This is a genomic window from Burkholderia sp. WSM2230 (assembly GCF_000472445.1).
In the GTDB taxonomy this organism is placed as follows: domain Bacteria; phylum Pseudomonadota; class Gammaproteobacteria; order Burkholderiales; family Burkholderiaceae; genus Paraburkholderia.
The window spans coordinates 674460-694812 of sequence record NZ_AXAJ01000001.1; the positions used below are offsets into that span (position 1 = coordinate 674460).

Sequence of the window (20353 nt, forward strand, 5' to 3'; positions counted from 1 at the left end):
GTCAGCATGGACTTCCTCTAAGGAAATCGGCTCGCCATGAAAGCGGAAAGTCAATCATGATGCGAAGCCTGCGCGCACGGCTGCTCGCGTGGCTATTGGTTGCCGGTCGCCTCGCGAGTTGTAAGGCTGGTGCAACGTCAGAAAACCGAAAGCACCAATTCATCGGGAAGACTTAAATTCACTGCACATTCATGCCCGTATTACCGAATCTTTCGCGACCATGCCAAAAGGACAGGACATGAAAAGGATCAGGAGATGGATGCGGGTGCAGGCTGCAATTAGCGCCGGCGTTGTGCTGGGTGGGCTCTATTCGCAGGCTGCCGTTGCGCGCAGCGGCGAGGATGATGAGCATCGGCATGATGCGGTAAAGCATGTATTGCTGATAAGCTTCGACGGCTTGCATGAGCAGGATGTGGCGCGTTGCATTGGTTCGAATGCCTGTCCCAATCTCGCTTTGCTTGCCAAAGCCGGGACCACCTATACGAACGCATACACGCCTGGTCTTTCAGACTCGTTTCCAGGGCTCGCTGCCTTGGTGACCGGCGGCTCGCCGAAAACAGCGGGACTTTTCTACGACGTGTCGTACGACCGAACGCTCTACGCTCCTTCCGATGTCAACTGCACGGGCAAGCAGGGTTGGAACGTTGTATTCGACGAGACTACCGGCATTGACGCAGAAAACGGCGGCGCGCTGACGCATCTGAACGGCGGAGGCGCATTCAATCCCCAGGCGATTCCGCACGCACTGGTCAACGGCGTGTGCCAGTCTGTTTATCCCCACAATTATGTGCAAACCAACACGCTATTCGAGGTGGTCAAGCAGAACATGACGGGCGCGCGCACCGCGTGGGCGGATAAGCACGCTTGGGGCTATGACTGGTTGAATGGGCCTTCGGGCACGGGTGTTGACGACCTGTCGCGCACGGAAATCAACTCGATCGATCCTGCAACCAACACCGACTATACCGACCTTTACACGCACACCGAAACATTCGACAACCTCCATGTGCAGTCGCTCATCGACGAGATCGACGGAAAGGATTCGACGGGGCAGTCCCGCGCGAGTGTGCCCGCCGTGTTCGGCGCGAACTTCCAGACGCTGAGCGTGGCGCAAAAGGCGCCGGTCGCGAAGGGCGGCGGCTATCTGGATGCGAGCTTTACACCGGGACCGCAGGTCAGCGCGGCAATTTCCTATCTCGATGGCGCGCTGGGCCGGATTGTGTCCGAACTCAAGCAGCATAATCTTTATTCGTCGACGGCGATCATCGTGACCGCCAAGCACGGTCAGTCGCCGACCGATCATTCGAAGTTGGTCAAGAACGGTGACACGCTCACCAAGTTGCTCGAAGCCAACAACTATCTCGATCCGAACGGCAACTTCGGGCAGGCCAATACCACGAGTGGGAACCTCAACGACGGCACAGGCCTCGTGGATACCGGCATGGTGCAAACCGACGATGTCGGCTTGATATGGTTGCGCGACCAGCGTCAGGTGCAAGCAGTGGTCAAAACGCTGAAGAGCAATCTCGGCTGCAATGCGCCGGGTATCTGCGCCGATGGCCGCGACGCATATATCCTCTACGGATCCGAGTTGGCCGCAAAATTCGGTGACCCGGCTCGCGGACGCACGCCCGATATCGTGGTGCAGCCGAATCCCGGCGTTATCTACACGTCGAGCACGTCGAAGGACGAGGAGCACGGCGGTAATGCGCCTGACGACAGCCATCTCGGCCTTGTCGTCTACACGCCTCATGCACGCAACGCGGGGCAAGTCGTCGACGAACGTGTGCTGACGACTCAGGTCGCACCCACGATCCTGCGCATGCTCGGTCTCGCTCCTGAGTTGCTGCATTCCGTTGCACGTGAAGGAACGCATACGCTGCCAGGTCTCGAACGCGAGCACTTCTAGGGCGGCACGTTACGCGCGGCTTTGCCGGATCTGCGGCGATCGCAACACGGTTTGCGATAATCACGCCCGCGCCGCAGATCCGCTGCGCCGCGCTCAGTTGCGGGTGATGACGGCCCACCTGTCAGTAATAGTCACTCGACCAGATTTTCGCTACTGTGTAAATTCGAGCGCAGGCAACGTACGTGTTCCACACGCATGCCGGCGTGCGATCCAATACGGCGAACCGGCAAGGCGATCCTTCAGAAGAATGCGCCGGGGACACGCGGGGACAGCGTGCATGACGGGGCACTGATGGGGGCGACATCATGTGGGGCGAATGGAAGGGCCGCGTCAGGCTGTTTGTGCAGCGTTTCTGGCAGCCGACCAGCGCGTGCATGACCTGCATGCCGGGCAGTTGGGGCAATGTCCTGAGCCTGGCCCACTGGGCCATTGCACTCCAGACCGGGCTTTTCACCGGCATTCTGGCTGTCCTTCTGACTTTCACGCCCGCGAGAAAGCTCTATGCGCATCGATACGGCAACGCGCTGATAGTAGGCTGCCTGACAACGTTAGGCGATGCATATTCGCATCCCAGCCACTATCGCGTGCCCATTGTTGAGCACCTGCTGACAGGTGTTATCTCGGGGTTGATCGCGCTGGCCGCTTCATATCTTCTCGAAGATCGCGGGCGCCGGATCCGGGCCGCCTGGGCTCGAGTCTTCGGATAGCTCGTTCATTACCGTGGGATTCGACGAGCCGTATAAAGGGACCTGCCGCCCTAACGAAAATCGCCGACAATGTTCAGCAGCATAACCGACGAATCGTTCTCCGCCGCGCTGCGGCACTACTCAAAATAAAGCCGATATGAAACGACTCTTTATTGCCGCACTGACCACCGCCTTTTTCGCGACTTTGGTTCAGGCGCAAAGCAACGATGCGGGTCCGCTCGATACAGCCGCGGGCCCACTGCAATTCGCGCGCGACAGCCACGGCTTCACTGCGTTGCTCGAGAAGGACGCATTCGATCGCTTTAGTGCCCCCACGCTGACCCATTTCGACGACGTGAACAGCGCGAACGGTACCGTCGCGCGCACGCTCGTGCAAACTGATTCCGGTCCGGTGCTGTACGACTTTCGGCACCGCCCGCCACTCGTGCAGCGCGTAAGTGCCCGCATGACGATCAAGCGCGTGTTCTGGCAAGGCGATGAGGTTGTGATGCAAGGCTCGCAAGGCTGGTTCCGCTTTCAGCACGGCGTATTGACCAAGCTGCAGTCGTCCAGAACTATCTACCATTGATTGCCGCTCAGGCGGGCGGCCATGGTGAGCATCCTTGTTGCGATGCCGGCAAGGCGCCTGCACGCAGAGCGGCGCATGTCGCGCGTGCTTGAGCGAGCGCTCGCGACAGCACGAGCGCTTGCGCCCAGCCCTGCTACGAAGCGTCGGCCACATGGCACGCATGATCGAGCAGCCCCTCCGCTGAACCGCTGCCGTTGTCCGCATCGAGACCGCTATTCACGACCAGCCAGCCGTCTTTTTCCGCTGACGGCCCAGCACCCGTCACCAGAATGGTTTGCATTGCCATTGCATCGGCGTTCGGGTTGTCGCGCGCAACGATGCGGAACGGATCGCTCGCGCCGCCAATCGAGGTCACGCGCATGATCCGGTAACGGCTGCCGTTGAGGGTGTCCCAATGCCATGTGCCGGGCGCGTCTTTCGCGTGCTGTGCGAGTGCTTCGCTGATGTCGCCGCGCATGCAGTCGATATGAATATGCAGCTGGTTCTGCGTGCGGCGAAATTGCGAATTGATCTCCAGACCTAACTGGTTGTCAGCAAGCGTCCGTTTGACCGAGCGAGTTACATAGCTGCGTGAGGTCCATGCGTCGGACCAATAGTTCGGTGCATGCGGTGCGAGCACGAGCGGACTTTCAATGCCACTTACGCGGTCGGTCGGAATCAGCAGATATTGCGAGCGCCCGACAATATCCTTCAGGATTGCATAGCGTTTATCGAGGTCCACCACGGTACATTGACCCGGCGTGCCGGTCGCCCGTTGCGAAGGGACGCAGCGAAGATCGACGATCTTCCATAGCGCGTTCGAATCGACGGCCGCGAGGCGTGCGCAGCCGGCAACGGCAAGCGCCATGCCGAGCGCGGCGGCGACTCGCTTGAGGCAGCGCGCGCCGCGCTGCATCGGTTTCGGGTCTGCAGATCTGGAAAGGACGTGTGAGCTGGCAAGTGTCGTGGTTGGCGTGTGAGACAAGGCTTTTTGTAGCGGCATCTTTTGTCGGGATCTTTTATCGCTTTAGAGCACGGGCGGCGGCACTTCGCCGAGCAACTGTTCGACGGCCACGCCGATTGCGAGCAGGCGCCGGTCGCTGCCGAGCGGCCCGTCCAGTTCGAGGCCGACCGGCAAGCCCTGCGCACTCATTCCCGCGGGCAGGGACAAACCGGGAATGCCCGACGTGCTGGCCGGGTCCGTATTGCGCAGGAACGCTTCCATCGTGTCGATGGGCGGCCCGCCGTCGATCGACACCGTCGACGAACCGTTGATCTCGTCGATCGGCACTGCGGCGAGCCGGGTGGTCGGAAACAGCAGCGCGTCGAGACGCTCGTCGGCGAAAGTTGCGGCGATATAAGCCTGCAATAGCGGCCGCCAGTGATTGAGCGCCGCCTCATAGCGCGAGTCGAGTGTGCCTGCCAGCACTTCATCATAGATGGCACGCACGTCGGGACTCGCGATCCGCGCTGCGAGTTCGGCAACGGTCTGCACCGGCGCGCGGTTGGCAGCGAGCCACGCTTCTACATCCGCGCGCGCTTCGTGGATTGCAAGCGGACCGCTGACCATGCCATTGAGATCTTCCAGTTCGCTCATTTCAACAGGCACGAAAACAACGCCGGCCGCTTCGAGCTTTTTCAGCGCGGCACGCGCGACGTTTTCGACATCTTGCGCGAGACCCGCCCACAGCGGCGCCGGCAAGCCGATGCGCAAGCCGTTCAGCGCGACGCCGGGCAACGGACCATGGCCGGTGATCACGCCGTCGAGCAGCGCGATGTCGGCTGCACTGCGCGCCATCGGTCCGACGGTATCGCGTGTGTGGCTGATCGGCACGACGGCGTCCGGGTCGTGATAGCGCCGCTCGGCGCCGCCATTGCCGACCGACGGACGAAAGCCTGCGGTGCCGGTCAACGCGGCGGGAATGCGCGTTGAGCCGCCGGTGTCGGTGCCGAGTCCCGCCGGCGCGATGCGCGCGGCAATCGCCACCGCCGTGCCGCCCGACGAGCCGCCCGGCATCAGCGCGGGGTCATACGGATTGCGCACGGGGCCCGCATGCGCCGCGAGGTTCGTGCTCGTGATGCCGAACGCGAGCTCGTGCATGTTGGCCTTGCCGAGAATGATCGCGCCCGCGTCGAGCAGCCGTTGCACCGAACGCGCATTGACGTCCGGCACGAAGCCTTCCAGAGCCGGCGTGCCCGCGGAGGTTGGCAGACCAACGGTGTTGATGTTTTCCTTCACGACGATCGGCAGACCGGCAAGCGGCAGTCGGGCCCTGGCGTCAGCGGACAGCGCGTCGATGCGCCGCGCCGCGGCGAGCGCGCCGTCCAGGTCGATCACGGTCAGCGCGTTGAGTGTCTCGAGTGCGGCCGCGCGCGCGAGCAGGGTCGCGACGTAATCCGTTGCATTGAGCCGGCCCGACTGGATCGCGGCGACGGCTTCCGTTGCGCTCAGCGCTAGCTGTTCATCGACGGTCCATGTCATGGCCGTGCTCCTTATCGTTCAGTGTCCGGGCCGCGCGAACGCCGCATGAAGCGCAGCGCGAAGCGCGCGAACGTCGGAACGAGCCGCGGGCGCAGCAGGCGCGCGTCGTAGCCGCTCATGCGGCGATCGTTTTCCGCGAGGCATAGTTCGATGAGCTCGGGCGTTTCCAGCCCCTTGCCGATCACACTGCTGTTCGCGGGCAGAAAGTTCGAGTCGTGCGCGACGCCGTTTGCATCGATGCCCTTGGCTATCGCCACGCGCTCCCAGATCAGCACGGCCCAGATTGCGGCCACGCGCAACGCGTGCCAGGGCCTGCGCCATAGCGGCATGTTACGTCGATGCCAGGCGGCCCAGTTAATGAAGAACAGAATGTGACGGGCTTCTTCCTGAATTACGGGCTCGAAAGTCTCCACCAGCGCTTCAGGAAAATAGCCCGATTGCTGCGCGGCGCGAAACAGGCCGAACGCAAAGAAACTGTCGATGCACTCGCTATAGCCCGTACGCATCCAGGCCCATTCGGGATCGCGCGGCGCCGGGTAGTGCGGCTCGGGTGCGATCTCGATGCCGTAGGCGGCGATCAGCCTGGCAAGAACGCGCTTGTGGCGGGCCTCTTCGTCGCCGTCCATCTTGATGGCTTCGCGCAGCAGCGGGTCGTTCAATTGCGCGGCGTAGGTGTGAACGTTGATCGACGCGCGGCCTTCCGTTTGCACCGCGATGTCCCAGATCGGCAGCGAACAGAGCCGCTCGAGCGCGTCGGGCGACAGCGCGGGCCAGTCGATCACGGCGGGTTTGTACGGATCATGAGTCTCAAGCAGCATGGTGCAGAACATCTGCTTGTGCGCCTCGGAGCCGATCTTCACGCGGGCTGTGCCGGTAAAGGTCCAGTGGCGCAGGCTGTGGTCTTCGGCTACATCTGTCAATGTGTCGGACATGGCAAGCGTGCAGAGAGCGAACTCGATGTGTCGCCTATTCTGTCACATTGCCCCGAAACGCGGCGCGGACGGTGCATGGCCGCCCGTGCTCGTCAGCGTGAATGGTGCGTTACTCGTGATTATCGACCCACATGCGCCCCCAGCGGAATGCGTAGGCGAGCGCAAGTTCTTCGTCGAAGAAATAGTCAAGCGCGTCGAAGCAATATGCCTGAGCGCGGTTTGCGCTGGTTTTCTCGATGGTCAGGTTCGCGGCGAATAGTCCATTGGGCAAACGTTGCGCGGCCGGCGCGACTTCGTAACCCTTATAGCGGATATGTGAATTCATGATCGTGGCGGTGAATAAGCCCGCATGTTTTGCAAGAAGCCGCTGCATATGACGCGTGGCGTTCGCGTTGGCGTCGGCATCAGGCGGCGGATGAGTCGGCGGGCAGGCTCAAGCGTAGGCCGCACTGAAGGGCCCGTGAACCAATCATTCTTCGCAAGCAAATCAGCGGGAATCCGGAACGCTTTTCAGAGGACCGCGTAACGGCTTGTTTGGCGGGTTCGCAGACACTATCGCGCCTAACTCGCGATGAGTCTGTTATGTGCCGCACGGTACGCCGCGCACGAGCGCCCCGTTCGCGGATGCAAGGCGAGGGCGCTATTGCGGCAGTCTCGAACGGAGGCGTTGAGCGAGGGCTTTACACCGCGTGCAGCAGACGCGCGGGCTGCGCTTGCTGGATCGGACCAGGCGTGGCGTTCGAGGCCGGCGGCCGGTGCGTGGTGAACGCAAGCGCGAATTGTGCGGCTTGCTGGCCGACGGTGGCGAGCTGGTCGACGACCTTGGCGTCGGAACAGGTATCGACACTGTCAAAGCGCGTTTCCAGCGTGTTGATGCCGGCGCCGAAGGGCGTCGGCCAGCCGCGCAACGCGTGAACGATCGAGCGCAGCGAAGTGAGCACGGAACCCGCCGCCTGCCAGCCATAAGCCGTGACGATGCAGCCAACCGCCCGGCCGTCCAGATACGGACGTTCGTCGGCGCGCAGTTCCTCGAGCGTGTCGAGCGCGTTTTTCACGAGACCGGAGACGCCGCCGTGATAACCGGGCGTCGCGATGATCAGCGCGTCGGCGTGGCGCACGGCTTCGATCAGTTCTAGCTGTTCGTCGGTGCGCTCGCTGTGTTCGGGCGCATAGTGCGGCAGGCTATGCAGGAAAGCGCCGCCGAACAGCCGCGTCTTCGCGCCCGCAGCCTCGGCGCCGCGCAACGCGAAGCCGAGCGCGCGCTCGGTCGACGAGGCCGCGCGTGTCGTGCCGCCAATGCCGACCACGAGCGGGCGGCGGTGATGATCGAAACTGGTCAACGAAATGCTCCTTCGGTAGCGGCTCACGTCGCTCGCGGGCGGGTTGCGCGTGAGCGGGCCGGGGCGAACCGGACTTTGAAGCATCATCTTAATCAGCGCGGCAGGCGGTACGAAGCGACTTTTTGTTCTAACCATATAACCGCGAGCAGGCTGCGAGGGGCACGCGTATGGATTTGCTGTCGACGCCCCGCCGATAAGCATATGGCGATCCATTGTTTGGGCGCGAGCGCGGGCGCCGCTATGATCGAAGCGTCTCCTCCATGACACTCCTTGACATGGGACTCGGCCTCGCCAGCTTGCTGGCGGGGCTTTTTTTTCGCCGATGTTTCAACGATTTGGCGCCGGTTTTTCCGCGATCCAGAATCGGACACGCACGCGCCGCTTCATGATTCAGCCGTTTATCGCGTGCTACGATGGTCCGCGACACGACTCCGGCAAGCTCGAGCAGGCAAATGGCAACTCTCTATGACACGCTTGGCGTGCCCATGCACGCCACTGAAGAAGAAATAAAGCGCGCCTACCGCAAGGCGGCGATGAAGTGGCATCCGGACCGCAATGCGGGCGCCGAAGAAGTTGCGCGCGCGACCTTCCAGGAGATCAGGGACGCCTACGCGATTCTCTCGGACGCCGGGCAGCGCAAGGTGTACGACGCCGTCTACGCCGAACAGATGCGGCAGTGGGAAGCGCAGCGCGCGCGCCATGACGAGGCTCAGGCGCAGCGCGAGGCGGCGGAGCGTGCGGCCGACGAGGCCGCCTACGCCGAGATGGTTTCGCACGCCATGCGTTTTGCCGACGAGGGCCACAATCGCGATGTGCTGTTCGGCGTGCTGCTCGGGCGCCAATGCGAGCCGGGACGTGCCGCGCAGATCGCCGACAGCGTGGCGGCATTGCAGGCTTCGCGGCGCGAAGCCGCGGCCAACAGGGCTTCGCCGGAGGCGGCAGAGGCCACCTCCCAGGGGAGTGCCGGTGCGTCCACAGGCGAGCCCGAGCCCGCAACGACAAACGCCGGAGCCGAACCCACGGCGGGTCATGACACTTACGACGCTCACGCCGCTCACGCCCAGTCCGGCAAGCGCGACGAAGCCCCGAGAGAAGCCCATGCCGCCGGCGGCTTTTCCAGCCTCTGGTTCCAGTTTCTCAACGGCCTGCGGTTCTAGATAGCGGGTTGCCTCGCGGGTTGCCTCTTTTCCCGCCGGGACGTTACAGAGGCAAATTTCTGTAGCGCGCGGAATAAAGACATCGTAGTGTCACGGGGGCGCAAGACTCTGCGAGCACAATCGCACATACAAGAGACCAAAAACACGGTACGGGGTAAGCGTGACCAAGAAATATAAAGTGCTGTTTCTCTGCCGCGAGAATTCAGCACGCAGCATCATGGCCGAAGCTTTACTGCGAGAGCTGGCTGGACACCGGTTCGAGGCTTTCAGCGCGGGGCCGGAACCGGCCATGCGAATTCATCCGTTGACGGTGGCGCAATTGCGGCCCGGCGTTTCCGATCTGGGCGTGCTTTGCCCTAAAAGCTGGCTGGAATTCACCGGCGAATGGGCGCCGCGCATGGACCTCGTGGTTGCGCTGGACGAGAGCGTTGCCGCTTCGCATGCACCTGTTTTTCCGGGCAACCCCGCGCTTTGCGAGTGGAACCTCGCCAATCCGCTCGCGGATGATCTTTCCGAGCCGGAACGGCTGCGTCTATTCGACAAGGTGTTCTGGCAAACCGTGCGTCAATTGAGCGCCTTTATAGAGGCGCCGCAATTTGATGCAATGCCGGGCGTGAGCGATGCCGCTGCGCAGTGCAAGCAGACGTGCACTGGCCAGTTTGCCAACCTGTGATGTGCCGCGATAGCGCGGCGCTTGCCGCTTACTGACATCCTGGCGGTCGTCTTAGTGGTCGTTCGTGCGTGCGAGCCGGCTGCCTGCGAACGGGTCGTTTTTCCAGTCGACGCGCTTTTTGGGCTGCGGGGCGGGCGCGGGTGGCGCCGATAATTCGAAGTGGTCGATTGATTGGCCGGCACTGATTGCCTGCTTGAGCCATTGAGGCATTTCGCCCTGGCCGTCCCAACTGTCTCCCGTCGCGCTACGGTAGCGAGCGTTCTTTTCCGCGGCCGGTTCGGCTGCCAGCACGGCGGCAAGGTCTTCCGGTTTGATGCCAAACTCTTCCATGCGATGGCGGAGATACGCAATCATGCTATCTCGCTTCCTTTCGTCCATAAGATATTCGTCCTTCTAAAGCGTCCAGCGTTCTGTCAAATGCAGATTGCGAGGAAAACCCGCGAAAGCTTGGAGTCCATTTAAATGGCGCCGGTCCGCGGTGAGGTTATTAATCGAAATTGGAAAAACGATGGTGGCGATGCACTGACTTTGGGCGGCTGGTCTCACGTCCACGCTCCGTCTCTCGACGGAGTTTGTGCGGGGCCCTTCTTGTGGTTATGTCGTCATCATAACGCACTGCGAGCGCAATGCACGCACCGTTTCAACTGATTTTGACGGATTTGAAGGCCGTGCGAAGTTTCGCCGCCTGGCTCAGGCACGGTTCAATGGTTCGGGTTCGCCGGTTGAATTCCGCAGCGCCCGAACTATAAAAGAAATTGCGGAAAGGACAATCCGTGTTTTCCAGCCTGAGGCGCCAATCCGCAATCGTAGTACGCGCATGCGGTGCCGGCACGGTGCGGGCGACTCGTTGTCCGTTGCACTCGACGAGTCGATGCAGCAGGCCCGCGTCTATGTGGTTTTTTCCGTCGGCCCTACACGGGCCAGCTGGTTTTTACACGGACCGATTCTCGAAGAGGGAGGACACTGCTGCGCCGGATTCAAGGAGTCTGGACATGAAACTACGTTTATTGATGGCGGTGGTGAGCGCCTTTCTTTTTCTCGCGCCGCGTGCCGCGAGTGCCGATGATCTCGCGACGCAACCGGGCGCGGGCACAGCGACCGGCACTTCAGCCGGTCACAGGCTGATGCAGCATGCCAACGAGTCGGCCCAGGCCACCACGGACATGCAATTGAGCGAACCCGCGGGAGCAGCTTCGCAGTCAGTGCAAAACGTCTCTTACGGAGGCGTAGCGGCAGGGCGGTCGGAAGCGGGTGGCCGGCAAAATATCCCTTGTTCCACTGGGCCGCAATGCAGGATTTACTTTGGCCAGTGAGGTCGCGGCATGTTTCGAGGCGGTGCGTCGGAGGCGCACTGCCTCAGGGTTATTTCATGCGAGCGCGGTATTCGTGGCGGGGCCTTCGGTACTTTCGACAATGCGGCTCACCACTGCGGCCATGCCCGGTCCCTGCATGGCCGCGCGCTCACCGAAACGGCGAAACTCGTTGAGCAGCGAGCGCCACGACGCATGCCAGCGCGTTTCCTTGATGAGATTGCCCGATGGGTCGGCGATTCGCAGAATGCCGTTGTCCGGATAGAAAGTCAGAGTGACCGGCATGCCGTCGATCACGCAGGTCGCGGTGCAGGGACGCGTGCTAACCATATTCAATGTCCTTTGATTTCAGCGATGAGTGCATCAGATGCTATCGGCCCATTCAGCAAGGGTCATGCCTGGCGCACTTGGCACAGTGCTCAGTGGATCGACTCAATGGCTGAAATAACCCCACCCGCAACCGCAATTTTCCGCAGTCGTCAGCGAGCGATTTAATACGATGTTAAGGTGTGTTCCGTTCCGGACGCACCATCGCTTCACCAACCCGAAAGTGCAAAAGCAGGCCACCCAGCCTGCTTTTTTTGCTCATGCGCTCTCGTGCGCGCGTGCATACGTCAGGGTGATTAGTACGGTGCGGCTGCTCCAATCACATTCGTTGTTCGTAACCCGCCAAACAATACTATGTTGAGAGAAGATTATCTGCCGGCGAGCGCGGCCGCGCCCGACGAACGCGCGTCGTCGCCCCTGCGCTCATGGCTCGCGGTAGTGGCCGTTGCAATCGGCGCTTTCGCATTCGTGACCACCGAATTTTTGCCCGTCGGACTTTTGCCGCGCATTGCGGCAGATCTCGGCGTGTCGCCCGGCACGGCCGGCTTGATGGTCACGGTGCCCGGCGTCATCGCGGCGATCTCCGCGCCTGGCCTGATGCTGGTCGCCGGCCGCATGGATAGGCGACTCGTATTTCTGTTGCTTACGGCTTTACTGTTGGCATCCAATCTGATTTCGGCGCTGGCGCCGAACTTCATTCTGATGCTGGTGGGCCGCGCGTTGCTCGGCGCCGCGTTGGGCGGTTTCTGGACACTTGCTACCGCGGCGTCGGGGCGTCTCGTGCAGCCCAAAGATTCGGCGCGCGCCATGGCGACGATCCTCACCGGCGTCACGTGCGCAACCGTGATCGGCGTGCCGCTCGGAACCTTCATCGCGAGCCTTGCGTCGTGGCGCGCGTCGTTCATGGCAACCGGCGGGCTCGTTGCGAGCGCGCTGATTGCGCAGTTTCTGTTCGTGCCGTCGTTGCCGTCGAGCACCGCCTTACGTCTGCACGATATCGTTTCGCTGCTGCGCAGGCCGCATGCGCGTCGCAGCCTGCTGATGGTCGGACTTGTATTCGGTGCGCATTTTTCGTCGTACACGTACATCACGCCGTTCCTGCTGCACAACGCGAACCTGAGCATGGCGACTATCACCTGGCTGCTGCTCGGCTTCGGCATCATCGGTTTCTTTTCGAACTTCGCCGTTTCGTCGACGGTCACGCGCAGCCTGAAAATCTCGCTCGGCGCGATGATTTCGCTGCTGATGTTTGCGCTGGTTCTGCTACCCACGTTGCAGCAGTCGTCTGCCGGTGTGATTGCGCTCGTGCTCGCGTGGGGCGTGGCGTTCGGCGCGTTGCCGCTTTGCTTCAGCGTGTGGATTCAGCGCGCCACGCCCGATTCGCCTGAAGCCGGCTCCGCGCTCTTCGTGAGCATCATTCAGGTGGCGATCGCGGTGGGCTCGCTGGTTGGCGGTATCGTGGTCGATCAGGTGGGTATTGCGACCGACTTTCTGTTCGGCAGCGGCCTCGCGTTGCTCGGGCTCGCGGCGCTCGTCAGCTTCGGCAGAAGCAGTCAGGCAAGGCCCGCGACGAAAGCAGCGGCATGCCCCGAATGCAGCACCGCGTGCAGCGACTAGTCACGCAAGCCGGGCGCGCGAGTGTTGAATTTCACGCGCGCGCCCGCAACTTCGGTTGCTGACTATTCATATGCGACAACTGAAGGAACACGTAAAGACAAGCGGATGAAAAGAGTCCCTTCCCGACTACCACCAGCCAAACGCGCCGAACTGCTGTGCTTTCTCGTCGCAATTGCAGCAGCGTCGTATGCGCTCAGCGCGGAATGGCGCGTCGATCACATCGTCCAGTGCTGCCGGCAGTGGCTCGCAAAAAACAGTGCGCGCATGCATTGGCTCGAGCGGCTGCGCATCGGCCAACTTGCATTGAAGATCGCGAGCCAGGATCTGATGAACGCGGGCGTGGCAGTGCGCCTGTCCAATGTGCAGGCGCTTTTCACGAGCGAAATGGAGTTGAACGAAGCCAGCACGATGGTTCAGCGCATGATGGCGCTTTGTCAGGAAGCGATCTGATACCACTCATTGATGATGCGTATTGCGCAGCCCGCGTCCATGGGTGTATCGCAATGCCGCGTCCATTGGAGAAGCGCAAGCGTGCCATGCGCGCGCACTAGGCTGCAATTCGGCGCGATGTGTCCTGATTCGCTTTTGTTATCGACCTTTCGAATTCTCGGATTGTTGCTGCATCGGCGGGCTCGTATATTGGCGTAAAACACCGACACGACAACACGAACGCCGGAGACACGAATGAACCGAATCGACCTGGAAGGACGCGTGGTGGCCATTACCGGCGGCGCGCGCGGCATCGGCTATGCAGTGGCGCAACGGGCGCTGGACTCGGGCGCCTCGGTCGCGCTTTGGGACGTGGACGCCGAGCGCCTTGCGCGCAGTCAGCGCGAGTTGGGCGAACGCGGCAAGGTGACGGCGGTCACCGTCGAACTTACAGAGGAAGCGGCCGTCGCGCATGCCGTCGCGCAAACCGTACTCGAACACGGCGCGATCGACGTGTTGATCAACTCCGCGGGCATAACCGGCGGCAACGGCGCCACGTGGGAGCTCGAGCCCGAGGTGTGGCGCCGCGTGATCGACGTCAACCTGGTCGGCCCGTATCTCACGTGCCGCGCGGTCGTGCCGCAGATGCTGAAGCAGGGCTATGGGCGGATCGTCAATATCGCTTCGGTGGCAGGCAAGGAGGGCAACCCGAACGCCTCGCACTACAGCGCGTCGAAGGCGGGGCTCATCGGCCTGACGAAATCGCTCGGCAAGGAACTCGCGACGAAGAACATCCTCGTCAATGCGGTCACTCCGGCCGCCGCAAAGACCGAGATTTTCGATTCGATGTCGCAACAGCACATCGACTACATGCTCTCGAAGATTCCGATGAATCGCTTCCTGCTGCCGGAAGAAGCCGCTTCGCTGATTCTCTGGCTCGCCTCCGAGGACTGCGCATTCAGTACCGGTTCGGTATTCGATCTGTCCGGCGGACGCGCGACTTACTGAGTCTGTCGCGCGCGGCGGAGCGCCAACCCACGCCAACCTGGGCCGCCAAACCTGCAAGCCGTAGATCAAACGAAAAGCGCAAAGCCGCGCAAGCGAGCTGCGCGAAGGAGACGACATGGACCCGCATGCGAGCGCTTCCCTGGAAGCGATCAACAGCAAGGTAATGCGCCGGCTGTTGCCGTTCCTGCTATTGATGTACGTGCTGGCGTTTCTGGACCGCGCGAACATCGGCTTCGCGCAGAAAGCGCTGCAGCACGACACCGGGCTTTCGAATGCGGCGTTTGCTTTCGGCGCGGGCGTTTTCTTCGCGGGTTATGCATTGTTCGAAGTGCCAAGTAATCTGTTGCTCCATCGTGTCGGCGCACGAGCATGGATGTGCCGCATCATGGTGACGTGGGGCATCGTATCGGCGGCGATGAGTCTTGCGCACACCGCGAGCGCGTTCTACACCCTGCGGTTTCTACTGGGTGTCGCCGAAGCCGGATTTTTTCCCGGCGTTATCTATTACCTGACGCACTGGTTTCCGCAGCGTGCGCGTGCCCGCGCGGTCGGCATGTTCTATTTCGGCGCGCCGCTGGCATTCATTTTCGGCAGTCCGCTGTCGGGCTCCCTGCTCGAACTGAATGGGGCACTCGGCCTCGCCGGCTGGCAGTGGCTTTTTCTTGTCGAAGGCGTACTCGCTTCGCTCGTCGGCGTGTGGGCATTCTGGTATCTCGACAATCGTCCGGAGGACGCACGCTGGCTCGACGCCCGCGAACGCACGAGCTTGCGCACGGTTCTGGACGAAGACGCCCGCGCAGCTTCCACGCATGGACCGCATCGCATTCTTGCCGCGCTAGTGGATCGTCGCGTGTTGCTGCTGTCGCTGATCTATCTGCTGATCCAGATGAGCGTCTATGGCGTGATCTTCTATTTGCCGCAACAGGTAGCCGCTTTGCTCGGCACGACGGTCGGCTTTCATGTCGGCCTGGTCGCTGCATTGCCGTGGCTGTGCGCGCTCGCCGTGACCTGGTATGTGCCTCGCCGCGCGGATCGAACGGGCGGGCATCGTCGCTGGGCGTGTGCGTTGCTCCTGGTGGCGGGTCTTGGCATTGGCGTGTCGGGGCTCGCGCATAACCCGGCTATAGGTCTCGTCGCGCTGTGCTGCGCGGCAAGCGGTTTCATCGCCGCACAACCGCTTTTCTGGACTTTCCCGACGCGCTTACTGACCGGCGCGGCGGCCGCGGGCGGCATCGCGCTGATCAACTCGCTCGGCAGCCTTGGCGGCTTTATCGCGCCGAGCTTGCGAACCGCCGCGGAGCGCGCGTTTTCGTCGACATCGGCGGGACTGGTGGTGCTCGGCGCCTCCAGTCTGCTCGCCGCGCTGCTGATCGGCACGCTGTTGCGGCGCGACGGCGCACAGGCGCCAGACTCATTTCACGAGTTGCTGCATCGCGCCCGCTAGGCGCATTTCCGGCGACACGTTCGACGTCAATCACGGAGCCTCTCTCTCATGGCCATGCCCACTATCCGGCACGTGCGTGCCTTCATCGTCCGCGGCGGCGGCGCGGACTATCACGACCAACCCGGCGGACACTGGATCGACGATCACATCTCCACGCCGATGGCGCGTTATCCCGAATATCGCCAGAGCCGCCAGTCATTCGGCATCAATGTGCTGGGGACGCTGGTCGTCGAAATTGAAGCGAGCGACGGTACGGTCGGCTTCGCGGTGACGACGGGCGGCGAGATCGGCGCGTTCATCGTCGAGAAGCACCTGGCGCGTTTTCTGGAAGGCCAGCTTGTGACCGACATCGAGAAGATGTGGGATCAGATGTACTACTCCACGCTTTACTATGGGCGAAAAGGTGTGGTGCTCAATACGATTTCCGGCGTGGATCTCGCCTTGTGGGACCTGCTCGCGAAAGTGCGCAAGGAGCCGGTGTATCAACTGTTGGGCGGCCCGGTGCGAGACGAGCTGGTGTTCTACGCGACCGGCGCGCGTCCGGATCTCGCGAAGCAGATGGGCTTTATCGGCGGAAAACTGCCGTTGCAGCATGGGCCAGCCGAAGGCGAAGCGGGACTCAAGCTGAATCTGGAGAGACTCGCCGATATGCGTAGCCGCGTCGGCGACGATTTCTGGCTGATGTACGACTGCTGGATGAGTCTCGACGTACCGTACGCGACGCGTCTCGCACAAGGCGCGCACGAATACGGACTCAAATGGATCGAAGAGTGTCTGCCTCCTGACGACTACTGGGGTTACGCCGAACTGCGCCGCAATGTGCCGCGCGGCATGATGGTGTCCACGGGCGAACACGAAGCGACGCGTTGGGGCTTTCGCATGCTGCTCGAAATGCAATGCTGCGATCTGATTCAGCCGGACGTGGGCTGGTGCGGCGGCATCACCGAGCTCATCAAGATTTCGGCGCTTGCAGACGCGCATAACGTGATGGTCGTGCCGCACGGTTCGTCGGTGTATAGCTATCATTTCGTGGTCACGCGTCACAACTCGCCGTTCTCCGAGTTTCTGATGATGGCGCCCAAGGCCGACCAGGTCGTGCCGATGTTCACGCCGCTTCTGCTCGACGAACCTGTGCCCGTGAATGGACGCATGAAAGTGCCGGACACGCCGGGCTTCGGCGTGCGGCTCAATCCGGAATGCGCACTGGTGCGGCCTTATCCGCGTTGATCGAGCGTGCCGCATTCGGCCGCATTCGCATCTACTCAGAGGAGAATCACGTGCTGCTCAAGGACAAGGTGGTGATCGTCACGGGCGGGTCGCGCGGCATCGGGCGAGCGATAGCGGTTGCGTGCGCAACGGAAGGCGCGGACGTCGCGATCAACTACTGGGGCGATAACGACGCATCGTATGGGCGCCGCTCGGCCGTCGCGGAAGTGGTCGAAGAAATCGAGGCGCTCGGGCGGCGCGTGATCGCAATAGAAGGCAACGTTGCCGCGCGCGAAACGGGTCAGCAACTGGTGCGCCAGACGGTCGAAGCGTTCGGTAAAGTCGACGTGCTCGCAAGCAACGCCGGCATCTGTCCGTTCCATGCGTTTCTCGACATGCCCGCTGAGGTACTCGAGTCCACAGTCGCGGTGAATCTGAACGGCGCCTTCTATGTCACGCAAGCCGCCGCGCAGCAGATGAAAGCGCAAGGCACGGGCGGTGCGATCGTCGCGACGAGTTCAATCAGCGCGCTGGTGGGCGGCCGCATGCAGACGCATTACACGCCGACCAAGGCAGGCGTTCATTCGCTGATGCAGTCGTGCGCGGTTGCATTGGGACCGTACGGCATTCGCTGCAACTCGGTCATGCCGGGCACGATTGCGACAGACCTGAACGCGGAAGATCTCGCCGATGAAGCAAAGAAAGCCTACTTCGAAAAACGCATTCCGCTAGGTCGCCTTGGCCGCCCCGAGGATGTCGCCGAGTGCGTGGTGTTTCTCGCGTCAGACCGCGCGCGCTATGTGACGGGCGCGGCGTTGCTCGTCGACGGCGGCCTGTTCGTCAATCTGCAATGACGCGCGATGCCCGCTTTAACTGACCGGCGCGGAAGCATTCGCGGCTTGCGTGGAAGCGGCTGCGTCGTCGCGTGCAAGACGCCGCGAGAAACCGCGCAGCAGTTCGATGAAGCGCAGCGCCGGCTCCGCGAGCGGCTCTTCCTTGCGCGTGAGAATGCCGAAGCCCGCGAGGCTTTTGCCGATTTCGAGCGGCAACGCGACCAGCAGCTTGCCGCGCACGTGATCGCGCACCACGGACTCCGGCAGCATGGCGACCGCGTCGTAGTTTTCGAGCAATTGCAGCGTCGCAAAGATCGACGCGCATTCGGTGAGATTGACCGGCGTGGCGAGCCCGGCACGCGCAAGCTCTTCCTCGAACAGCACGCGCGCCGGACTGGTCACGGGCTGCGCAACCCACGGCCAGTCGATCAGTTCGCGCAGCGTGATGCGTGTGCGGTTCGCAAGCGGATGCACCGAGCGCACCACGAGCAGCAGCGTCTCGCGCGCGAGCGGCTCGAAACTGAAATCGTTGTGTTGCAAGGGACTTGTCAGACGGCCAAGCGCGAGATCGACTTCGCGGCGATGCAGCAACTGCACGACCTGGTCGCTGGTTTCGCCGAGTATGCGCACGTTCAGCAGCGGACTTTCGGTCTTCAACGCGGCGACGGCCATGGCCATCAGATCGGGCGCGGCGCCCATGATCGCGCCAACCGTCAATTGACCGTGCCCGCCGCGGCGCTTGACTTCGAGGTCTTCAGCGAAACGCGTCAGTTCGGCGAGCGCCCGCCGCGCATACGCCAGCGTGACCACGCCGAGCGGCGTGGGCGTCATGCCGCGCGCGTTGCGCTCGAACAGCAGAAAGCCGAAGGCTTCCTCGATGTCGCCGAGCATGCGGCTCGCGCTCGGCTGCGCGACGTTGACTGCTTCGGCGGCCTGATGGAGATTGCGCGCGTCGTCGAGCGCGACCAGCAGCGCGAGGTGTTTGAACTTGAGCCGATTGACGAGTGCGACGGTTGCTGAGAGTTGGCTCATGGTCCCGGTGCGATTCGGTTTGTGGATCGCCCAATCAGAACAACGGATTGAGATGCTATCGACGCAGGAATTATAGTCTTTGCAGGCGCTTCGCCAGGAAAGCGCCAATAACGAAGAGACAGCCGCAATGGAGACAATCGCTTTCCGGATGGTGCTCAACCCCGGCATGCGCGAGGAATACGAGCGCCGTCACGCGCAGATCTGGCCGGAACTGGGTGATGCGCTGCACAACGCCGGCGTGCGCGACTACCGCATCTTCTTCGACCCCGGCACCGACCACCTTTTCGCCGTGCTCACGCGCACTTCGCATCACACGATGGATGCGCTCCCTCAGCTCGAAATCATGCGCAAATGGTGGGATTACATGGCCGACATCATGCATACCGCCGTGGACCATACGCCGCTGCAGCAACCACTTGAACAGGTTTTCCGTTTGAGTTCGCTTACCTGATTGTCACGCTTGGCACGCTTCGTACGTTTCAAGAGCCGGAGGCACCGCATGCAGGTTGTCGATTCGCATATCCACCTGTGGGACCTGAAAACGCATCGCTATCCGTGGCTGGAAAATCCGGGCGTGTCGTTCGTCGGCGACGCTCGCGATCTGAAGCACGACTATCTGCTCGACGACCTGCTCGCCGAAGCAGGCGACATCGACGTGAAGAAACTCGTGCACGTGGAAGCGAATCACGATCCCGCGGACCCCGTCGAGGAAACGCGCTGGCTGCAGTCCATTGCTGACCAGACGGAATCGCGCGGCATGCCGAATGCGATTGTCGCCGCGGTGGACCTGGCCGCGCCGAACGCACCGGCCTTGCTCGAAGCGCATGCGTCGTTTGCGAATACGCGCGGCATCCGGCAGATCCTCAATGTGCACGAGAACAAGCTCTTCGATTACGTCGGCCGTCACTACATGCGCGAGCGGCAGTGGCGCGAAAACTTCGCGCTGCTGCGCCGTCATGACCTGTCTTTCGACCTGCAACTGTACCCGTCACAAATGGAAGAGGCCGCGGCGCTGGCGCGCGCGTATGCCGACACGCTTTTCGCCGTCAATCATGCGGGCATGTTCGTGGACCGCGACAGCGTCGCCGGTTATCGCGCGTGGCGCGACGGCATGCGCATGCTCGCCGGTTGCAGGAACGTGTGCGTGAAAATCAGCGGACTCGCGATGTTCGATCATCAATGGACGGTGGAAAGCCTGCGGCCCTATGTGCTCGAAACGATCGATACGTTCGGTGTCGAGCGCGCGATGTTTGCGTCCAACTTTCCCGTCGACCGTTTGTTCGGTTCGTACCCGGACTTGTGGCATGCGTATGCGGCGATTGTAAAAGGGGCGAGCGTGGCGGAGAAAGACGCGCTCTTTTGCGGTAACGCGGAGCGTTTCTATCGCATCTGACGCAGCT

23 protein-coding genes are annotated in these 20353 nt (G+C 62.1%); 14 read left to right on the forward strand and 9 right to left on the reverse strand.

Annotation, left to right across the window (positions count from 1 at the left end):
* Positions 1–178: 178 nt before the first annotated feature.
* A complete protein-coding gene (locus A3AC_RS30865; RefSeq protein ID WP_232231909.1) occupies positions 179–403 on the reverse strand; it encodes a hypothetical protein in 225 nt (74 codons plus the stop codon).
* On the opposite strand from A3AC_RS30865, the gene A3AC_RS0103080 reads away from it, so the two are divergent.
* The 3 genes from A3AC_RS0103080 (at position 296) to A3AC_RS0103090 (ending at position 3184) form a co-directional block, all read left to right on the forward strand.
* Positions 296–1909, forward strand: coding sequence for an alkaline phosphatase family protein (locus tag A3AC_RS0103080; protein ID WP_232231904.1), 1614 nt, complete (start codon positions 296–298; stop codon positions 1907–1909). The genes A3AC_RS30865 and A3AC_RS0103080 overlap by 108 nt on opposite strands.
* Before the next feature lie 305 nt (positions 1910–2214).
* The gene (locus A3AC_RS0103085; RefSeq protein WP_025597200.1) at positions 2215–2616 is read left to right on the forward strand and encodes a hypothetical protein; all 402 of its coding nucleotides are present in this window, start codon (positions 2215–2217) and stop codon (positions 2614–2616) included.
* Between the two features lie 136 nt (positions 2617–2752).
* Positions 2753–3184, forward strand: coding sequence for a hypothetical protein (locus A3AC_RS0103090; protein WP_025597202.1), 432 nt, complete (start codon positions 2753–2755; stop codon positions 3182–3184).
* Positions 3185–3317: 133 nt separating this feature from the next.
* Here the strand turns inward: A3AC_RS0103090 and A3AC_RS0103095 are convergent, their stop codons facing one another.
* From A3AC_RS0103095 to A3AC_RS0103115, 5 genes are all read right to left on the reverse strand, one after another.
* Entirely contained in the window at positions 3318–4079 is a 762-nt protein-coding gene (locus A3AC_RS0103095; protein ID WP_035474495.1) for a CDP-diacylglycerol diphosphatase, read from the reverse strand.
* Between the two features lie 111 nt (positions 4080–4190).
* Positions 4191–5645, reverse strand: coding sequence for an indoleacetamide hydrolase (iaaH, locus tag A3AC_RS0103100; RefSeq protein WP_025597205.1), 1455 nt, complete (start codon positions 5643–5645; stop codon positions 4191–4193).
* 11 nt (positions 5646–5656) lie between these two features.
* Entirely contained in the window at positions 5657–6577 is a 921-nt protein-coding gene (locus A3AC_RS28980; protein ID WP_035474499.1) for a hypothetical protein, read from the reverse strand.
* Positions 6578–6686: 109 nt separating this feature from the next.
* Positions 6687–6902 (reverse strand): hypothetical protein, encoded by a 216-nt coding sequence (locus tag A3AC_RS0103110; protein ID WP_025597207.1) that lies wholly within the window; start codon positions 6900–6902, stop codon positions 6687–6689.
* Positions 6903–7257: 355 nt separating this feature from the next.
* Positions 7258–7917 carry an NADPH-dependent FMN reductase gene (locus A3AC_RS0103115; protein ID WP_025597209.1) on the reverse strand — a complete coding sequence of 220 codons (660 nt, stop codon included), beginning with the start codon at positions 7915–7917 and terminating at the stop codon, positions 7258–7260.
* A gap of 452 nt (positions 7918–8369) precedes the next feature.
* Between A3AC_RS0103115 and A3AC_RS0103120 the strand changes: the two genes are divergently transcribed.
* Positions 8370–9074, forward strand: a complete 705-nt coding sequence (locus A3AC_RS0103120) for a J domain-containing protein (RefSeq protein ID WP_025597211.1) — start codon at positions 8370–8372, stop codon at positions 9072–9074.
* A gap of 217 nt (positions 9075–9291) precedes the next feature.
* Entirely contained in the window at positions 9292–9747 is a 456-nt protein-coding gene (locus A3AC_RS0103125) for an arsenate reductase/protein-tyrosine-phosphatase family protein (protein ID WP_232231882.1), read from the forward strand.
* Between the two features lie 51 nt (positions 9748–9798).
* Here the strand turns inward: A3AC_RS0103125 and A3AC_RS0103130 are convergent, their stop codons facing one another.
* A complete protein-coding gene (locus A3AC_RS0103130; RefSeq protein ID WP_025597216.1) occupies positions 9799–10125 on the reverse strand; it encodes an H-NS family nucleoid-associated regulatory protein in 327 nt (108 codons plus the stop codon).
* Between the two features lie 614 nt (positions 10126–10739).
* Between A3AC_RS0103130 and A3AC_RS30870 the strand changes: the two genes are divergently transcribed.
* Positions 10740–11060 carry a hypothetical protein gene (locus tag A3AC_RS30870; protein ID WP_025597218.1) on the forward strand — a complete coding sequence of 107 codons (321 nt, stop codon included), beginning with the start codon at positions 10740–10742 and terminating at the stop codon, positions 11058–11060.
* Between the two features lie 54 nt (positions 11061–11114).
* Here A3AC_RS30870 and A3AC_RS0103140 read toward each other — a convergent pair whose 3' ends face one another.
* On the reverse strand, positions 11115–11387 hold the full coding sequence (locus A3AC_RS0103140; protein ID WP_025597220.1) for a hypothetical protein: 273 nt from the start codon (positions 11385–11387) through the stop codon (positions 11115–11117).
* A 351-nt stretch (positions 11388–11738) separates the two neighbouring features.
* On the opposite strand from A3AC_RS0103140, the gene A3AC_RS0103145 reads away from it, so the two are divergent.
* The 6 genes from A3AC_RS0103145 (at position 11739) to A3AC_RS0103170 (ending at position 17942) form a co-directional block, all read left to right on the forward strand.
* On the forward strand, positions 11739–13001 hold the full coding sequence (locus A3AC_RS0103145) for an MFS transporter (protein WP_025597222.1): 1263 nt from the start codon (positions 11739–11741) through the stop codon (positions 12999–13001).
* A gap of 105 nt (positions 13002–13106) precedes the next feature.
* A complete protein-coding gene (locus tag A3AC_RS0103150) occupies positions 13107–13451 on the forward strand; it encodes a hypothetical protein (protein ID WP_025597224.1) in 345 nt (114 codons plus the stop codon).
* A 234-nt stretch (positions 13452–13685) separates the two neighbouring features.
* Positions 13686–14438 carry an SDR family NAD(P)-dependent oxidoreductase gene (locus tag A3AC_RS0103155; protein ID WP_025597226.1) on the forward strand — a complete coding sequence of 251 codons (753 nt, stop codon included), beginning with the start codon at positions 13686–13688 and terminating at the stop codon, positions 14436–14438.
* 115 nt (positions 14439–14553) lie between these two features.
* Complete coding sequence (locus A3AC_RS0103160) at positions 14554–15882, forward strand: MFS transporter (RefSeq protein ID WP_025597228.1); 1329 nt, start codon at positions 14554–14556, stop codon at positions 15880–15882.
* Between the two features lie 48 nt (positions 15883–15930).
* Positions 15931–17109: an L-rhamnonate dehydratase gene (gene rhmD, locus A3AC_RS0103165; protein WP_025597229.1), complete on the forward strand. Its 1179-nt coding sequence runs from the start codon at positions 15931–15933 to the stop codon at positions 17107–17109.
* 50 nt (positions 17110–17159) lie between these two features.
* The gene (locus A3AC_RS0103170) at positions 17160–17942 is read left to right on the forward strand and encodes an SDR family NAD(P)-dependent oxidoreductase (protein ID WP_025597230.1); all 783 of its coding nucleotides are present in this window, start codon (positions 17160–17162) and stop codon (positions 17940–17942) included.
* A 15-nt stretch (positions 17943–17957) separates the two neighbouring features.
* Here A3AC_RS0103170 and A3AC_RS0103175 read toward each other — a convergent pair whose 3' ends face one another.
* Complete coding sequence (locus A3AC_RS0103175; RefSeq protein ID WP_025597232.1) at positions 17958–18953, reverse strand: LysR family transcriptional regulator; 996 nt, start codon at positions 18951–18953, stop codon at positions 17958–17960.
* 127 nt (positions 18954–19080) lie between these two features.
* Between A3AC_RS0103175 and A3AC_RS0103180 the strand changes: the two genes are divergently transcribed.
* Together A3AC_RS0103180 and A3AC_RS0103185 are read left to right on the forward strand one after the other, a co-directional pair.
* Complete coding sequence (locus A3AC_RS0103180) at positions 19081–19404, forward strand: L-rhamnose mutarotase (protein WP_025597234.1); 324 nt, start codon at positions 19081–19083, stop codon at positions 19402–19404.
* Between the two features lie 48 nt (positions 19405–19452).
* Positions 19453–20346 carry an amidohydrolase family protein gene (locus A3AC_RS0103185; protein ID WP_025597236.1) on the forward strand — a complete coding sequence of 298 codons (894 nt, stop codon included), beginning with the start codon at positions 19453–19455 and terminating at the stop codon, positions 20344–20346.
* Positions 20347–20353 lie beyond the last annotated feature (7 nt).

Bases quoted from the DNA above. Each gene is read 5' to 3' on its own strand.
- A3AC_RS30865 (WP_232231909.1), bottom strand. From the start codon at position 403: ATGCAAGCCGTCGAAGCTTATCAGCAATACATGCTTTACCGCATCATG.
- A3AC_RS0103085 (WP_025597200.1), top strand. From the start codon at position 2,215: ATGTGGGGCGAATGGAAGGGCCGCGTCAGGCTGTTTGTGCAGCGTTTC.
- A3AC_RS0103090 (WP_025597202.1), top strand. From the start codon at position 2,753: ATGAAACGACTCTTTATTGCCGCACTGACCACCGCCTTTTTCGCGACT.
- A3AC_RS0103095 (WP_035474495.1), bottom strand. From the start codon at position 4,079: ATGCAGCGCGGCGCGCGCTGCCTCAAGCGAGTCGCCGCCGCGCTCGGC.
- iaaH (WP_025597205.1), bottom strand. From the start codon at position 5,645: ATGACATGGACCGTCGATGAACAGCTAGCGCTGAGCGCAACGGAAGCC.
- A3AC_RS28980 (WP_035474499.1), bottom strand. From the start codon at position 6,577: ATGTCCGACACATTGACAGATGTAGCCGAAGACCACAGCCTGCGCCAC.
- A3AC_RS0103110 (WP_025597207.1), bottom strand. From the start codon at position 6,902: ATGAATTCACATATCCGCTATAAGGGTTACGAAGTCGCGCCGGCCGCG.
- A3AC_RS0103120 (WP_025597211.1), top strand. From the start codon at position 8,370: ATGGCAACTCTCTATGACACGCTTGGCGTGCCCATGCACGCCACTGAA.
- A3AC_RS0103125 (WP_232231882.1), top strand. From the start codon at position 9,292: ATGGCCGAAGCTTTACTGCGAGAGCTGGCTGGACACCGGTTCGAGGCT.
- A3AC_RS0103130 (WP_025597216.1), bottom strand. From the start codon at position 10,125: ATGGACGAAAGGAAGCGAGATAGCATGATTGCGTATCTCCGCCATCGC.
- A3AC_RS30870 (WP_025597218.1), top strand. From the start codon at position 10,740: ATGAAACTACGTTTATTGATGGCGGTGGTGAGCGCCTTTCTTTTTCTC.
- A3AC_RS0103140 (WP_025597220.1), bottom strand. From the start codon at position 11,387: ATGGTTAGCACGCGTCCCTGCACCGCGACCTGCGTGATCGACGGCATG.
- A3AC_RS0103145 (WP_025597222.1), top strand. From the start codon at position 11,739: ATGTTGAGAGAAGATTATCTGCCGGCGAGCGCGGCCGCGCCCGACGAA.
- A3AC_RS0103150 (WP_025597224.1), top strand. From the start codon at position 13,107: ATGAAAAGAGTCCCTTCCCGACTACCACCAGCCAAACGCGCCGAACTG.
- A3AC_RS0103155 (WP_025597226.1), top strand. From the start codon at position 13,686: ATGAACCGAATCGACCTGGAAGGACGCGTGGTGGCCATTACCGGCGGC.
- A3AC_RS0103160 (WP_025597228.1), top strand. From the start codon at position 14,554: ATGGACCCGCATGCGAGCGCTTCCCTGGAAGCGATCAACAGCAAGGTA.
- rhmD (WP_025597229.1), top strand. From the start codon at position 15,931: ATGGCCATGCCCACTATCCGGCACGTGCGTGCCTTCATCGTCCGCGGC.
- A3AC_RS0103175 (WP_025597232.1), bottom strand. From the start codon at position 18,953: ATGAGCCAACTCTCAGCAACCGTCGCACTCGTCAATCGGCTCAAGTTC.
- A3AC_RS0103180 (WP_025597234.1), top strand. From the start codon at position 19,081: ATGGAGACAATCGCTTTCCGGATGGTGCTCAACCCCGGCATGCGCGAG.
- A3AC_RS0103185 (WP_025597236.1), top strand. From the start codon at position 19,453: ATGCAGGTTGTCGATTCGCATATCCACCTGTGGGACCTGAAAACGCAT.